Here is a 13,647-nt window from a genome sequence, read left to right as displayed (position 1 = left end):
AAACCACACGTTAGACGATTGTCGCCGGATGTTTGCGCCGGGCAACAAAAAAGCCGGGTGAAACCCGGCTTTTTCAAGATGCGAAAATTACAAATCGTTTACTGGGCGGCCGGTGCCGGCGCAGCGCCTTCTGCCGGTGCGGCAGGAGCAGCGCCCTCGGCGGGAGCAGCCGGTGCGGCGCCTTCAGCAGGGGCTGCCGGGGCGGCGCCCTCGGCGGGAGCCGCAGGAGCAGCTTCGCCAGCCGGTGCTGCTGCCGGCTCGGCGGCCGGAGCGGCGTCTGCCGCGGGAAGCGGTGCCGGGCTGTCCGACTGCGAGTTCAGGTAGGCCAGCAGGTTGGCGCGCTCGTCATCCTTCTTGATGCCGGCGAAGCCCATCGCGGTGCCCTTGATGTAGCCCTTCGGCGACGCCAGGAAGTGGTTCAGGTGCTCGAAGTCCCAGACGACCGAGCTGCCCTGCGAGAACTCCTTCATCGCGCCCGAATAGGCGAAGCCTTCATGCGAGGCGATCGGACGGTTGACCACGCCCCAGAGGTCGGGGCCGACCTTGTTGGGGCCGCCCTTCTCGATCGAGTGGCAGGCCGTGCACTTCTTGAACACGGCGGCGCCGGCTTCGGCATTGGCGCTGGCAAGCAGCTGGGCGACAGGCACTGCGGCCGGGGCTTCAGCGCCACCGCCTGCAGCCGCGCCGCCTTCTTCGGCAGCCTCGATGGCAAAGCCCGGCTTCTCGGGAACCGGCGCAGCGAAGATCGCGTCCGAGACGAGCGAGATGGAGAACACCACAAAGGCAGTGCCCAGCAGGCCGCCGAGCACCTTGTTGATTTCGAATGAGTCCATACGCCCCTGGCTCCCTTATCCGGCCGATCGCCATCCTCTGCGACCGTCGCCGTTCGTCGGTATCGTCTATCGCCCGGCCGGCCGGGTGAAATCGCGCGGAAACTAGGTCTTTTGCTTGCCGGTTGCAACACCTATAAGGGCGCTTCCAGTGAGACCTTTTGACACTTTTCCACGCCATTTCGAGACAGCCCCAGCCAAGCCATGTCCACTCTCGTCCTGATCCCCGCCCGCATGGCCTCGACGCGCCTGCCGGGCAAGCCGCTCGCCGATATCGCCGGCCGCCCGATGATCGTGCATGTCGCCGCCCGTGCTTCGGAAAGCGGGCTGGGCCGCGTCGTGGTGGCCACCGACACGGATATTGTCGCCGAAACGGTGAGGGCGCACGGCTTCGAGGCGGTGATGACCCGATCGGATCATGAGTCGGGTTCGGACCGCATCTTCGAAGCGCTGACCAGGCTCGATCCCAAGGGCGAGGTCGAGACGGTGGTCAACGTCCAGGGCGATTTGCCGACCATCGACCCGGCGATCATCCAGGCGGCCCTGCGGCCGCTCGGGAACGCGGCGGTCGACATTTCGACCCTGGGCGTGGAAATCACCCGCCATGAGGAAAAGGTCGATCCCAACGTCCCCAAGATCATCGGCTCGCCGCTGTCGGCGCAGCGCCTGAGGGCGCTCTATTTTACCCGCGCCACCGCGCCGTGGGGCGACGGCCCGCTCTATCATCACGTCGGGCTCTACGTTTACCGCCGCTCCGCGCTCGAGCGTTTCGTCAGTCTCAGCCCGTCGCCGCTGGAAAAGCGCGAGCGGCTTGAACAGCTGCGGGCGCTGGAGGCCGGCATGCGCATCGACGCCGAGATCGTCGACACGGTGCCGCTCGGCGTCGACACCGCCGAACACCTCGAACGCGCTCGCGAACTTCTCTCGAAATAGACAAAGACAGGCCGACCATGCCGACACCGACCAACAAGATTGCCTTCCAGGGCGAGCCGGGCGCCAACTCCGACACTGCCTGCCGCAATGTCTATCCTGCCATGGACCCGTTGCCCTGCCCGACCTTCGAGGACGCGTTCAACGCGGTCGAGACCGGCAAGGCGGACCTCGCCATGATCCCGATCGAAAACACGATCGCCGGCCGGGTCGCCGACATCCACCACCTGCTGCCGGAATCGAAGCTGCACATCGTCGGCGAGTACTTCCTGCCGATCCATTTCCAGCTGATGGTGCTGCCGGGCGTCAAGCGCTCCGAGATCAAGACCGTGCACAGCCACATCCACGCGCTCGGCCAATGCCGCAAATACATCCGCAAGAACAGCTGGAAGCCGGTTGTCGCCGGCGACACCGCCGGTGCGGCCAAGCTCGTTTCCGAGGTCAAGGACCGCACCATGGCAGCCCTTGCGCCGCGGCTGGCCTCGTCGCTCTACGGTCTCGACATCCTCGAGGAGAATGTCGAGGACACCGAAAACAACATCACCCGTTTCGTCGTCCTGTCCAAGGGCAAGAGCTGGGCCGAGCGCACCAATCCCGAGACGAAGATGATGACGACCTTCGTCTTCCGCGTCCGCAACGTGCCGGCGGCCCTCTACAAGGCGATGGGCGGCTTCGCCACCAACGGCGTCAACATGACCAAGCTGGAAAGCTACCAGCTCGGCGGCGAGTTCACCGCGACCCAGTTCTATTCCGACATCGAGGGCCATCCCGACGACCGTCTCGTCGCGCTGGCGCTGGAGGAACTGCGCTTCTTCACCCGCGAGGTGCGCATCCTCGGCGTCTACGAGGCCAACGAGTTCCGCGGCACGCAGGCCAACGGCGGCGACTGAAGACTGGGCCTTGAGCCCATAAAGTTCGGTTGACGAGATTTCGGAGATCGGCCAATCAGCTGAAATATTCCAGATGGATGAGTGGGTACGGCCTGCCCTGTCCGTCGATTGGCGAGCGGCCTGTCTGCCTGAATCCCATTCGTTCATAGAAGCGAACAGCTTGATCATTCTGTTCGTTGACATCCGTTGTCATTCTTGGATGAAGCGTGAGGCCGTGGCGCACAAGCGCAGCACCGATGCCGGTTCCGCGATGAGCGGGATCGACGAACAGCGCCTCCATATGTCCATCGTCGATCAGCATGAAGGCCAGCGGGTGGTCATTTTCGTCAACCCCCAGCCAGAGTGGGGCTTGGGGAAGGAAGCCACGCACCATATCGTCAATGGCGAGGCGATCCTCAGGCGTCAGAAAATCATGCGTCGCGTCAACTGCGCCTCGCCAGATTTCGATGATGCGGTCGCCCTCACCGGGGCGGGAACGTCGGATCATGATCATGGGCTCCGAATACGATGGTTTGGGATCCGCGCGCTCCGTCGGAGTCGCTTCCGCTGCGGTTGATTCTGCCGCCTACAGGCGCTTGGAGTACCAGTGGTCGGCGAAAGGGTTGTCGTTGTACGGCGCGACTTCCTCGTAGCCATCGCGCCTGTAGAGCGATTGCGCTTCCTTGAGCGCACGGTTGGTGTCGAGACACACCATTGTCGCCCCGAGCTGGCGTGCAATCGCCTCGAGTTCGTGGAGCATGCGGCTGGCAACGCCGAGCCCGCGCGCCTCAGGCGAGACCCACATCCGCTTGATCTCCGCCGTCGCGGCATCCAGCATGCGCACCGCGCCGCAGCCGACGGGGCTTCCATCGAGCCGGGCGATCAGGAATGCCCCGTGCGGACGGACGAACTCGCTCCCGCGCACGCTGTTTCCCTTGCTGGTGTCGAAACCTTCCTCGAAGCGCGCGGCCAGCTCGTCGACATACAGCCGCATGCATTGCTGCGCGTCGGCGCTGCTGGCGTCTCCCTCGCCGACCGTCACGGACGCGGCGGCAAGCAGGTGCTCGACCTCTGCCATGGCCGCGACGAGGCGGTCTTGCGCGCTGGAAGAAAGCGGCTTGAGAACCGAAGCCGCCAATTCGTCCGACAAGGCATCGTAGGCCGCGTGCTCGGCGCGGCCCTTGTCGGTCAGGGTCGCGTGGCGGTTGCGGGCGTCGCCGTCGAGCTTGTCGACGGAGACGAGGCCCTGAGCTTCGAGCGACCGCAGCATTCGGCTGAGATAGCCCGAATCCAGCCCGAGCCGGGAACGGAGGGCGCCAAGTCCGGCGCCATCGGGCCCGATCTCGAAGATGAGCCGTGCTTCGCCGAGCGGGCGGCCGCGGCTGAGATAGCTGTCTTCCAGGGCCCCGATGCGGCGGGTCACCGCCCGGTTGAAGCTGCGCATCCGGGTGATTTGCAGGGATTTTTCCATTACCTGACTATAGTCAGGCATAGCTGAAAGACAAGATTTGCAGATTTTAGTCAGCTGTCGTCAAGCGCTGTCCGCCCAGTTGCGGATCAGCTGGTGGGCGATGGCGTGTGCCGGCGGCACCTTGAGTTCGCCGGGATGCATGCTGGCGAGCATCTGCAGCACCTCGGCGCGGGGAAACCAGCGGCAATCCTCGAGTTCGGCGGTGTCCGGGACGATGTCCTCGTTCAGCGCCTCGCCGTAGCAGCCGATCATCAGCGAATAGGGGAACGGCCAGGGCTGGCTCGAATGGTAGACGACGCGGCCGAGCCGGATGCCTGATTCTTCCAGCGTTTCGCGCCGCACCGCGGCCTCGATGGTTTCGCCTGGCTCGATGAAACCGGCGAGCGCTGAGTAGACGCCCGGCGCGAAATGCCGGCCGCGCCCCATCAGGCACCTGTCGCCCGACACCGTCAGCATGATGGCGACGGGGTCGGTGCGCGGAAAATGCTCCGCGCCGCAGGACGGGCACGACCTCTTGTAGCCGCCGGCGCGCATCTCGGTGGGGCTGCCGCAGCGGCCGCAGAAGCGGTGGCTGGCATGCCAGGCGAGCAGGGCCGCACCTTGCGCCATGGCGCCGAGACCGGCGGCGTCGATCAGGCCCTGCGTCAGGATTGAACGGAAGTCGATCGCCTTGAGGTGCCCGGGCATGGTTTCCGGCTCGACGGCGACAGGCACAGCGAGCATGGCGACGCCGTCGGCCCGGCCGAGCAGGATCGCGGCGTCAGGTCGGATGCCGATGGCCTGGGCCGCGGCGTGCGTGAAATAGGGGGTGGCTGCGCCGTTGCCGAAATCGAGCACCAGCCGTCCCGCGCCGATCAGCAGCAGGCGGGCGCCGGGCTCGGCCAGCGCCAACCGGGCGCAATCGTCGCTGCGCTTTTCCGACTGGCGGTCGATGACGTTGCCGGCAAAACCGAGGAACTGGCTCGCTTCGCGCTCGGGCGCGTTGGACAGGCTGAATTGCATTGCATGGACTCAGGCGCAGGGTCGGGGGAAGCCCTTATAGGGCGGCCTTGATGCTCTCGGCAAACCGGTGGAGGTCGTCGCGTCGGTAGGGCTCGCGCACGCCATGGCCCCAGACCGGGCCGGGCCAGCCGGGGTCGCCTTCGGAGCGGGCGACGACGTGGAAATGCAATTGCCGAACGACATTGCCGAGCGCGCCGCTGTTGATCTTGGCGCAGCCGGTCGCGCGCTTGAGCGCGTGGGCCACCATGTTGCTTTCGAAGGTCAGCATGGCCTGGTCGAGCGGGGTCAGGTCATGGATTTCCTCGATGCCGGAGCGCTGCGGCACCAGGATGAGCCAGGGCCAGCGCTGGTCGTTCATGACCCGCAATTCGCACAATCCAAGCCACATCAAGGGCTCGCTGTCGGTGTCGAGACGCGAATCCAGCGCAAACCCGGCCTTGAGCCCCGACATCATTGGCGTTTTCCTTGTTCATGCAAAAGCTAGAGCCTGCCTGCTGCCGCTGCAAGCGAATCATTGCGCTCGGGCCGCCCTGCTTCGATCAATCTGCCGGGCTGCCGCGGGCATCATTGATGGGCATGTTTGCAGGCGGCGCCTGCTTGGCTCTTGCAATTGGTTCGGCAATTGCCGATATGGGGAGTGGGAGGTTGGTGGTGGACGATCCACTCGCCAACCGGGTCAGGTCCGGAAGGAAGCAGCCCTAACGAGCCCGGAACGGGTCATTGTTCCAGCCTCCCGCCTCTTCGCCCTTCTCCGCGTCATTGACGGCGTTGCGCCGTGCGGGCGAAACTCGTTTCGCGGAATCGGCCTTTTGGCGGCCGAGGCAGGGGCGCCACTACCAACGGGCGAGCGAACGGGGCGGATGAGCGAAGCCGGACAGACCGAAAAGACCAGGGACGGCGCCTACCGCGTTCTCGCGCGCAAATACCGCCCTGCCGATTTCACCGCCCTCGTCGGCCAGGAGCCGATGGTCCAGACGCTGACCAACGCCTTCTCCAGCGGGCGCATCGCCCAGGCCTGGATGCTGACCGGCGTCCGCGGCGTCGGCAAGACCACCACCGCCCGCATCCTTGCCCGTGCACTCAACTACAAGACGCCGGACATCGACCGCCCCTCGGTCGACCTCTCCGTGCTCGGCGAGCATTGCCAGTCGATCATGGAAGGCCGCCATGTCGACGTCATCGAGATGGATGCTGCGTCCCATACCGGCATCGACGACATCCGCGACATCATCGACCGCGTGCGCTACGCGCCCGTTTCGGCGCGCTACAAGGTCTACATCATCGACGAGGTGCACATGCTCTCGACGCAGGCCTTCAACGGCCTGCTGAAGACGCTGGAAGAGCCGCCTCCGCATGTGAAGTTCATCTTCGCCACCACCGAAATCCGCAAAGTCCCGATCACGGTGCTGTCGCGCTGCCAGCGCTTCGACCTGCGCCGCATCGATGCCGGCAAGCTGGTCGGTCATCTCCGCAACATCGCCCAGCAGGAAGGCATATCGGTCGAGGACGACGCGCTTGCCATGGTCGCGCGCGCGGCCGAAGGCTCGGCGCGCGATTCGTTGTCGATCCTCGACCAGGCCATCGCCCATGGCGGCGGCAAGGTGACAACGGATGCGGTGCGCGCCATGCTCGGCCTTGCCGACCGGGCGCGTGTCGTCGACCTGTTCGAAAACGTCATGAAGGGCGACATCGCCGCTGCCCTTGGCGAATTGCGCGCCCAGTACGACACCGGCGCCGACCCGGTGGCGGTGCTCAACGATCTCGCCGAATTCACCCATCTTGTCACCCGCCTGCGCTTCGTGCCGTCGGCGGCCGACGACGCCTCGCTGTCCGAGGACGAGCGCAAGAGGGGCGGGGAGTTCGCCCAGGCCCTGTCGGTGCGGGTATTGTCGCGGGCATGGCAGATGCTGCTCAAGGGCATTCCCGAGGTGCAGTCGTCCAACCGGCCGGTCAGTGCCGCCGAGATGATGTTGATCCGGCTGGCGCACGCCGCCGACCTGCCGACCCTCGACGAGGCCCTGAAATCGCTCGGCGATGCGCCGTCGCAACCGGCACCCGGCCCGCGCAACGGCGGAATGCCGGCGGGCGGCGGCAATGGCGGCCCTGCGGCCTCGGCCGTTTCGCAGGCGCGCATGCCGGTCAGCAATGGTGGCGGCCAGGCCATGCGTCTGGTCGAGACCGCGCCTGCGCCAGCGGCTTTTGTCGCGCCGACGCCGGCACCCGAGCCGGTGGCCGATGCGGTGCCTGTCAACTCGATCACGGACCTCGCCAACCTCGCCGAATCCAACCGCGAGATGGCCTTCAAGGTGCTGATCCGCCGCGTGGTGCGGCCGGTCCGCATCGAGCCGGGCCACATGGAAGTCAGCCTGACGTCGGACGCGCCGAGGACCTTCCTCAACGACCTCACTGTCAAGCTGAAGACCTGGACAGGCCGCCACTGGCTGGTGTCGCTGTCGAAGGAAGAAGGCGGGCCGACGCTGGCCGAGATCGAGGCCAACAAGCGCGAGGTCGCCCTGACCGACGCGAAGGCCGATCCGACGGTTGCCGCGATCCTGTCGCGCTTTCCCGGCGCCAAGATCATCGACGTGCGCCTGCCGACGCAGCCGGACGCGCCCGACCTGGATACCGACACCGAGTTGCCGCCCGATCCCGGCGTGGACAATGACGATGACGACCCGTTCTGAGACGAAAGGAATACGACCATGAAGGATCTGCTCGGCCTGATGGGCAAGGCGAAGGAAATGCAGGCCAAGATGCAGGCCATGCAGGAAGAGATCGCCCTGCTCGAGATGACCGGCCAGTCCGGCGGCGGCCTGGTGCATGTCACGCTGACCGGCAAGTCGGAGATGAAGGCGCTGAAGATCGACCCGTCGCTGCTGAAGGAAGGCGAGGGCGAGATCCTCGAGGACCTGATCGTCGCCGCCCACAACGACGCCAAGGCCAAGGTCGAGGCGGCGATGCAGGAAAAGACCAAGGCGCTGACGGCCGGCCTGCCGATCCCGCCCGGCATGAAGCTGCCGTTCTGAGGAAGAGCGAAGAGCGAATAGCGAATAGTGAGTAGTGAGTAGGGAATAGTGAGTAGGGAATAGTGGGCGGCGCTTGAGGATCAGGCGACGTTTCTTTTATTACTACTCGCTACTCGCTACTCGCTACTCGCTACTCGCTACTCGCTACTCGCTACTCGCTACTCGCTACTCGCTACTCGCTACTCACCTAGAACCTCGTCACCACGCTGATTCCCAGCCCCTCGAACCGGTCCATCGCCATCAGCGCTGCCGGGGCTTCGTCGAGGCTGAGGTGCTTGCCGACGAGCATCTGCGGGGCGAGTTTGCCGGCCTCGATCATCTGCATCATCGCCTCGTAGCGGAAGGCCTGCATGCCATGGCTGCCGAGGATTTCGAGCTCGTGGGCGATCACCTTGCCCATCGGGATCTTCGGATCGGCGTGGTCGCCGAGCATCAGGCCGACCTGGACGTGGCGGCCGCGCCGGCGGAGGTTGGCGATGGAGTTGTAGCAGGTGGCGGGATGGCCCAGCGCGTCGAGCGACAAATGCGCGCCGCCCCTGGTGATCTCCTGGACGGCACCCACGACGTCCTTGCTGCCCAAGGCATTGATCGTCGCCACGGCCCCGACTTTCCTGGCGAAGTCCAGCTTGTCGTCGGCGAGGTCGATGGCGATCACATTGGCCCCGGCGGCCGCCGCGATCATGATCGCCGACAGGCCGACGCCGCCGCAGCCATGCACGGCGACCCATTCGCCCGGCTTGACCCGGCCCTGGTCGACGACGGCCCGGAACGAGGTGACGAAGCGGCAGCCGAGGCTGGCTGCGGTGGCGAAGTCCAGCGTCTCCGGCAGCCGCACCAGGTTGGTGTCGGCGAAATCGACGGCGACGTATTCGGCGAACGAGCCCCAGGCGGTGAAGCCGGGCTGGAACTGGTGTTCGCAGACCTGGTGATTGCCCGAGGTGCACTCGAAGCAGCGGCCGCAGCCGCCGACGAACGGCACCGTGACTCGGTCGCCGACCTTCCACCGCGTCACCAGCTTGCCCAGCGCCGATACGGTGCCGGCAAGCTCATGGCCCGGCACATGCGGCAGCACGATGTCGGCATCGTGCCCCATCCAGCCATGCCAGTCACTGCGGCACAGGCCGGTCGCCTCGATCTTGATCACCACGCCAGCCGGCGAAGGCGTCGGATCGGCAACGTTCTGGACCTTTGGCGGCTGGCCGAATTGCTCGAACAGGACAGCTTTCACGATCGTCTTCCTCTTGCTTTTCGGCCGTTGCGCGGCGTCATGGCACCGACCTATAGCGACCGGGCGTTGCAGAGGCGACCCCTGCCGATCGCCACATTTCAGCCTTTGGCCATCATTTCGCCCGAAACGGGCTCATTGTTGCTGCAATCTGGGGACGTGGCGGTAGCAGGAGAGAGGCGCTTTGATCGCCAAAACATGGAAGATGCCGATCCTTGTCGGCGTCGTCGTCTCGCTGTTCGTCGTTTCCGGATGCACCACCAGCAAGCTTGCTGACGGCATCACAACGAGTTCGGTCCGCTCGGGTTCCTACGCCTATTCGGCGAAGGACAAGGAATGCCTGGCACGGGCGATGTTCTTCGAATCCAACCGCTCCAGCCGCGACGGCCTCGTTGCCGTCGGCAGCGTCGTCATGAACCGCCTCAAGTCGGGCGAATACGCCGACACCGTGTGCGGCGTGGTCGGCCAGAAGGGCCAGTTCGCGCCCGGCGTGCTGTCACGGCCGATGAATTCCAAGGCCTTGCCCGACGTGCAGGCGGCTGCCGACGCGGTGCTCAAGGGCGAACGCCACCCCAAGGTGAAGCCCGAAGTGATGTTCTTCCACACGGCCGGGCTGAAATTCCCCTACAAGAACATGCATTACACAACGGTCGCCGGTGGCAACGCCTTCTACGAGAAGCGCAGCCGCAGGAAGCCGGTGCCTGCCGCGATCGAGGCCGAAACCATGGTCGCGTCGGCCGAGCCGCAGGCGCTGCCGGGCCTCGAAGACGAAAAGCCGACAACCGTCGCTTCCGCCGGTTCGGATGCGGCGCTGGCCAGTGCGATGTCGTTCCAGGCGACGCCGGACGATGCCGACGCGATCGGCGCGCTGATCGCCAGCCAGGACAGGCCGATGGAATGAGCGAATAGGGAATAGCGAATAGTGAGTAGTGGGGTCTGGGCGGCGGCTCTGCCCTGCTTCTTCACTATTCGCTACTCACTATTCGCTACTCGTTTTATACCCCTCGCATGTCGAAGCGAATCGCCGGTCCCGAGATCGAACGCCTGATTCAGCTGCTGGCCAAGGTGCCGGGGCTTGGGCCGCGTTCGGCCCGCCGCGCAGCCCTTCACCTGATCAAGAAGAAGGAGCAGTTGCTGGCGCCGCTGGCCGCTGCCATGGGCGAAGCGGTCGACAAGGTCCGCGTCTGCTCGACCTGCGGCAATGTCGACACCTCGGATCCCTGCATGATCTGCACCGATCCGCGCCGCGACCCCACCACCATCATCGTCGTCGAGGACGTCTCCGACCTCTGGGCGCTGGAGCGGGCCGGGGCCATGAACGCGCGCTTCCATGTGCTCGGCGGCACGCTGTCGCCGCTCGATGGCGTCGGCCCGGACCAGTTGACCATCAGGCAGCTTGTGACCCGCATTGCCGAGGGCGGGGTGAGCGAGGTGATCCTCGCCGTCAACGCCACCGTCGAGGGCCAGACCACGGCACATTACCTGACCGACCAGCTCTCGGGCTTCGACGTCAAGATCACGCGGCTGGCGCATGGCGTGCCTGTCGGCGGCGAGCTCGACTATCTCGACGAAGGCACGCTGTCGGCGGCGTTGAAGTCGCGGACCGTGTTTTGACGTAATTGCGGTCGAGGAAGCTGCATGAGCAAATTTTCTGAATCGTCGCAGTTCCGTCCCACCCCCCTCTGGCCTGCCGGCCATCTCCCCCGCAAGGGGGGAGATCAGCAGCTTTTGGCGCGGCTCTCATCCTGCGACATCGGTGATTGGCGGAAGCGGTGGCGACATCTGATCTCCCCCCCTGCGGGGGAGATGGCCGGCAGGCCAGAGGGGGGTGCGAAGAAGCGCAAGCCTTCGGTTCTGGCAGCCATGATCGCAGTGCTGATCGCCGTGGGCGTCTCCGCTCCCGCCTCCGCCGCAAAAATCGACGACCAGTTCCAGTCTTGGCTCACCAAGGACCTGTGGCCCGAAGCCAGGGCCAAGGGCATTTCCAAAGCGACCTTCGACGCGGCTTTCGCCGGCGTCTCCCCCAATCTCAAGCTGCCCGACCTCGTGCTGCCCGGTGAGAAGCAAAAGACGCCGAAGAAGCAGCACCAGGCCGAGTTCGGTTCGCCCGGCAACTATTTCGCCGAGAAGACCCTCGGTGCGGTCACGGCAGGCGGGCGCAGCCGCGCCGGGTCCAACGCGCAGACGCTCGCCGCCGTCGAAAAGCGTTTCGGCGTGCCGCGCGGCGTGGTGCTGGCGATCTGGGGGCGCGAGTCGGGGTTCGGCGCCGCCAAGATGCCTTACGATGCCTTCGAGGTGCTGGGCACCAAGGCATTCCTGGCGACCCGCAAGGAGATGTTCCGCAAGGAGCTTCTGGCCGGTCTCGAAATGGTCGAGCACGGGCTGGTCAGCCGCAAGGCGATGCGCTCGTCCTGGGCCGGCGCGCTCGGCCAGCCGCAGTTCCTGCCCACGTCGTTCCTGCAGCACGCCATCGACTTCGACGGCGACGGCCGCGCCGACATCTGGAACTCGACGCCCGACACACTGGCCTCGATCGCCAACTATCTCGTCCACTATGGCTGGGTGAAGGGGCGCGACTGGGGCTTCGAAGTGTCGGTGCCCGACAGCGTCTCCTGCGCGCTGGAAGGCCCCGACCAGGGCAGGAAGATCGCCGACTGGGCGGCGATGGGCGTCGCCCGCGTCGGTGGCAAGCCATTTCCCCAGAACGAGGCGCGGGCCGAAGGTTTCCTGATGATGCCGGCGGGGCGTAACGGACCCGCCTTCATCGTCACGCCCAATTTCTACGTGCTCAAGGAATATAACGAGAGCGACGTCTACGCCCTGTTCATCGGTCACGGCGCCGACCGGATCGCCGCGGGCGACAAGCGCTTCATTGGTGCCTGGGGCAAGGTCGACGGGCTCTACCGCTCCGACGTTGCCGTCATGCAGCGGGGCTTGGAAAAGCTCGGCTACGACGTCGGCGGCGCCGACGGCCTGCCCGGCTTCAAGACCCGCCGCTCGATCGGCGACTGGCAGGCCAAGAACGGCCGTGCGGCGACGTGTTTTCCCGACAAGGGCCTCGTCGAGGCGATGCGGTAGCGCATTCTTCCTTCTCCCCTTGTGGGAGAAGGTGTCGTCACAGGCGACGGATGAGGGGTGCTGGCCGGAGCGCGGTCGTCCCGAATTCGCTCTTGGAGCCTCGTGATCCGTCCAACACCTCTCATCCGTCTCGGCGCTTCGCGCCGATCCACCTTCTCCCACACAGGGGGAAGGAAGGGGCGGCTACGCCGCCTTCGCCAGCCCGGCGCCGACTTCCGCCAAAATCTCATATGAGCGCTTGCGTGCCTGATGGTCGAACACCTGGGCCGTCACCATCAGCTCGTCGGCACCGGTGCGGGCGATGAACGCCTCGACGCCGCGACGAACGGTGTCAGGCGAACCGACGACGGCGCAGGAAAGCGTCTGCGACAGCATCTGGCGGGCGACCGGGTCGAGGTCGCGCTCGTAGCCGTCGAGCGGCGCGGGCAGGCGCCCGGGGCGGCCGCTGCGCAGGTTGACGAAGGCCTGCTGGACCGAGCTGAACAGCAGCTTTGCCTCGGCGTCGCTGTCGGCGGCAACGATGTTGATGCCGGCCATGACATAGGGCTTGGCCAGGCGCTCCGACGGCTGGAAGCGCGAGCGGTAGATCTCGATTGCATGGTCGAGCTCGGCCGGGGCGAAATGCGAGGCGAACGCGTAGGGCAGGCCGAGCATGGCGGCGAGTTGCGCGCCGTAGAGGCTGGAGCCGAGCACCCAGACCTCGACCTGCTCGCCTTCGCCGGGCACGGCGCGGATGCGCTGCTCCGGCGTCGCTGGCTCGAAATAGCCCATCAGCTCGACCACATCCTGCGGAAAATTGTCGACGCCGGCCTCGAGATTGCGGCGCAGGGCGCGGGCGGTCAGCATGTCGGTGCCGGGCGCGCGGCCGATGCCGAGGTCGATCCGGCCGGGATGCAGGGCGGCAAGCGTGCCGAACTGCTCGGCGATCACCAGCGGCGCGTGATTGGGCAGCATGATGCCGCCGGCGCCGACGCGGATGGTGCTGGTGCCGGCCGCGACATGGGCGATGACGACCGAGGTCGCGGCACTGGCGATGCCGGCCATGTTGTGGTGCTCGGCCAGCCAGTAGCGGTGGAAGCCGAGCGCCTCGGCATGGCGGGCGAGATCGAGCGTATTCTGGAGCGATTGCGCGGCAGTGCTGCCTTCGGTGACCGGCGAAAGGTCGAGGACGGAAAGGGTGGTCATGGTGCAGCTCCGGCGGGGTGGGACCCGCCGG

General features: G+C 66.0%; 14 protein-coding genes and 1 other RNA gene. 8 read left to right on the top strand and 7 right to left on the bottom strand.

The window, feature by feature from the left end; genetic code table 11:
• Window positions 1–98: 98 nt before the first annotated feature.
• Window positions 99–833 (bottom strand): cytochrome c family protein, encoded by a 735-nt coding sequence (locus tag ASC75_RS22410; protein ID WP_055980704.1) that lies wholly within the window; start codon window positions 831–833, stop codon window positions 99–101.
• Between the two features lie 201 nt (window positions 834–1,034).
• On the opposite strand from ASC75_RS22410, the gene ASC75_RS22405 reads away from it, so the two are divergent.
• Together ASC75_RS22405 and ASC75_RS22400 are read left to right on the top strand one after the other, a co-directional pair.
• A complete protein-coding gene (locus ASC75_RS22405; protein ID WP_055980701.1) occupies window positions 1,035–1,763 on the top strand; it encodes a 3-deoxy-manno-octulosonate cytidylyltransferase in 729 nt (242 codons plus the stop codon).
• A 17-nt stretch (window positions 1,764–1,780) separates the two neighbouring features.
• Window positions 1,781–2,650: a prephenate dehydratase gene (locus ASC75_RS22400; RefSeq protein WP_055980698.1), complete on the top strand. Its 870-nt coding sequence runs from the start codon at window positions 1,781–1,783 to the stop codon at window positions 2,648–2,650.
• A gap of 55 nt (window positions 2,651–2,705) precedes the next feature.
• Here ASC75_RS22400 and ASC75_RS25735 read toward each other — a convergent pair whose 3' ends face one another.
• The 4 genes from ASC75_RS25735 to ASC75_RS22380 form a co-directional block, all read right to left on the bottom strand.
• Entirely contained in the window at window positions 2,706–3,143 is a 438-nt protein-coding gene (locus ASC75_RS25735) for an acetyltransferase (RefSeq protein ID WP_082496712.1), read from the bottom strand.
• A 72-nt stretch (window positions 3,144–3,215) separates the two neighbouring features.
• On the bottom strand, window positions 3,216–4,073 hold the full coding sequence (locus ASC75_RS22390) for a helix-turn-helix domain-containing GNAT family N-acetyltransferase (protein WP_244487913.1): 858 nt from the start codon (window positions 4,071–4,073) through the stop codon (window positions 3,216–3,218).
• An 87-nt stretch (window positions 4,074–4,160) separates the two neighbouring features.
• The gene (nudC, locus tag ASC75_RS22385; RefSeq protein ID WP_055980690.1) at window positions 4,161–5,102 is read right to left on the bottom strand and encodes an NAD(+) diphosphatase; all 942 of its coding nucleotides are present in this window, start codon (window positions 5,100–5,102) and stop codon (window positions 4,161–4,163) included.
• A gap of 34 nt (window positions 5,103–5,136) precedes the next feature.
• Window positions 5,137–5,490, bottom strand: coding sequence for an HIT family protein (locus tag ASC75_RS22380; protein ID WP_244487919.1), 354 nt, complete (start codon window positions 5,488–5,490; stop codon window positions 5,137–5,139).
• A gap of 252 nt (window positions 5,491–5,742) precedes the next feature.
• Between ASC75_RS22380 and ffs the strand changes: the two genes are divergently transcribed.
• The 3 genes from ffs (at window position 5,743) to ASC75_RS22370 (ending at window position 8,128) form a co-directional block, all read left to right on the top strand.
• Window positions 5,743–5,839, top strand: an RNA gene (gene ffs / locus ASC75_RS25730) — signal recognition particle sRNA small type.
• Window positions 5,840–5,962: 123 nt separating this feature from the next.
• Window positions 5,963–7,786 carry a DNA polymerase III subunit gamma/tau gene (locus ASC75_RS22375; protein ID WP_055980683.1) on the top strand — a complete coding sequence of 608 codons (1,824 nt, stop codon included), beginning with the start codon at window positions 5,963–5,965 and terminating at the stop codon, window positions 7,784–7,786.
• 18 nt (window positions 7,787–7,804) lie between these two features.
• Window positions 7,805–8,128 carry a YbaB/EbfC family nucleoid-associated protein gene (locus tag ASC75_RS22370; protein WP_055980680.1) on the top strand — a complete coding sequence of 108 codons (324 nt, stop codon included), beginning with the start codon at window positions 7,805–7,807 and terminating at the stop codon, window positions 8,126–8,128.
• A 187-nt stretch (window positions 8,129–8,315) separates the two neighbouring features.
• Here the strand turns inward: ASC75_RS22370 and ASC75_RS22365 are convergent, their stop codons facing one another.
• Window positions 8,316–9,356 carry a zinc-dependent alcohol dehydrogenase family protein gene (locus tag ASC75_RS22365; RefSeq protein ID WP_055980677.1) on the bottom strand — a complete coding sequence of 347 codons (1,041 nt, stop codon included), beginning with the start codon at window positions 9,354–9,356 and terminating at the stop codon, window positions 8,316–8,318.
• Between the two features lie 181 nt (window positions 9,357–9,537).
• Between ASC75_RS22365 and ASC75_RS22360 the strand changes: the two genes are divergently transcribed.
• The 3 genes from ASC75_RS22360 (at window position 9,538) to ASC75_RS22350 (ending at window position 12,431) form a co-directional block, all read left to right on the top strand.
• Window positions 9,538–10,254, top strand: a complete 717-nt coding sequence (locus ASC75_RS22360) for a cell wall hydrolase (RefSeq protein WP_055980674.1) — start codon at window positions 9,538–9,540, stop codon at window positions 10,252–10,254.
• A gap of 107 nt (window positions 10,255–10,361) precedes the next feature.
• Entirely contained in the window at window positions 10,362–10,967 is a 606-nt protein-coding gene (gene recR / locus ASC75_RS22355; protein WP_055980667.1) for a recombination mediator RecR, read from the top strand.
• Window positions 10,968–11,159: 192 nt separating this feature from the next.
• Window positions 11,160–12,431: a lytic murein transglycosylase gene (locus ASC75_RS22350; protein WP_055980664.1), complete on the top strand. Its 1,272-nt coding sequence runs from the start codon at window positions 11,160–11,162 to the stop codon at window positions 12,429–12,431.
• Window positions 12,432–12,614: 183 nt separating this feature from the next.
• Here the strand turns inward: ASC75_RS22350 and ASC75_RS22345 are convergent, their stop codons facing one another.
• Window positions 12,615–13,616: an LLM class flavin-dependent oxidoreductase gene (locus ASC75_RS22345; protein WP_055980661.1), complete on the bottom strand. Its 1,002-nt coding sequence runs from the start codon at window positions 13,614–13,616 to the stop codon at window positions 12,615–12,617.
• Window positions 13,617–13,647: the final 31 nt, after the last annotated feature.

This window comes from Aminobacter sp. DSM 101952, assembly GCF_001424795.1.
GTDB lineage: Bacteria > Pseudomonadota > Alphaproteobacteria > Rhizobiales > Rhizobiaceae > Aminobacter > Aminobacter aganoensis.
Note: the sequence above shows the minus strand (reverse complement) of the source record. Positions and strands in the feature narration are given on the sequence as shown.